The following is a 1319-nucleotide window of genomic DNA, read 5'->3' as shown; positions in this document are numbered from 1 at the left end:
AGCGAAATTAGATTCTAAAAACAAACAAACAAAAACGTCAAGCGATAGCTTGACATTAAAAAAAATAAAGGCACGAAGTGCCAACCTTGTGAGCCCGCCCAACTCGCAGTGTAAAAAAGCGGAATCAACACACGCAGCAGTGCGTGTGTCCGCTTTTTTACAAAGAGTTGGAAAAGCGGGGCTCTCCCCCTTTGAAGACAAAAGCGGCTACTTTTTTTGCCACAAAAGAAATTTTTGGGGGGCGCGGGGTGGGGGATTTGCACTTTTTTGCGCAAAAGACTCGCAAAAAACAAAAAACGATTTGTTGAAAAATAGCGACTTTAGAAAAGTAGATTCTATAGAATCTAACAACCCAAAAGATTCTAAAAAGTTAGGGAATATAGAATCTAAAAATGTGGATTCTAAGAAAAATAACGTAGATGTTTCGCTTTCGCTCAATATGACAAAAAATATAGAATCTAGATTCTATAAAAATAGTAATTTTACTAATTTAGATTCTATAAAAACACAGAATCAAGATTCTAAAAATGCACATTTACCCACCCCCCTAACCCCCCTCCGCAAGGGAGGGGAGAATCCTACCCTAACGTTTCAAAATATAAAAAACGTAAATTATATTACAGAATCTAAATTGAAAGATTCTAAAGAAAAGTTAGGAAATATAGAATCTAGATTCTATAAAAATATTGAATTTTGGAATTTAGATTCTAAAAAAGTTATGGAATCTAATTTGCAAAATTTTAAAAAGATAGTAAATTTAGATTCTAAAACGCAAAATTCGCATTCGCACTTTTTATGTAAATCTATTCCCACCCGACCACCCTTTTTTAAGATTAATATAAAAAGCGCGAATGCTAATTTTGCTAACAACGTCAACGAAAATATAGAATCTAAAAATGTGGATTCTAAGAAAAATAACGTAGATGTTTCGCTTTCGCTCAATATGACAAAAAATATAGAATCTAGATTCTATAAAAATAGTAATTTTACTAATTTAGATTCTATAAAAACACAGAATCAAGATTCTAAAAATGCACATTTACCCACCCCCCTAACCCCCCTCCGCAAGGGAGGGGAGAATCCTACCCTAACGTTTCAAAATATAAAAAACGTAAATTATATTACAGAATCTAAATTGAAAGATTCTAAAGAAAAACTGGAAAATATAGAATCTAGATTCTATGAAAATATTGAAATTAGTAATTTAGATTTTAAAAAAGTTATAAAATCTAATATACAAGATTCTAAAAAAATAGTAAATTTAGATTCTAAAATGCAAAATTCGCATTCGCACTTTTTATGTAAATCTATTCCCACCC

1 protein-coding gene is annotated in these 1319 nt (G+C 31.4%); it reads left to right on the top strand.

Features of this window, described 5'->3' with window-relative positions; genetic code table 11:
* Positions 1-1319: hypothetical protein (locus LS64_RS12670; protein ID WP_161976984.1), on the top strand; the 1319-nt coding region annotated here is incomplete at both ends.

Origin of the sequence: Helicobacter saguini, from assembly GCF_000762875.2 — a bacterium.
In the GTDB taxonomy this organism is placed as follows: Bacteria; Campylobacterota; Campylobacteria; order Campylobacterales; family Helicobacteraceae; genus Helicobacter_A; species Helicobacter_A saguini.
This window is presented reverse-complemented; position numbering and strand designations above follow the sequence as displayed.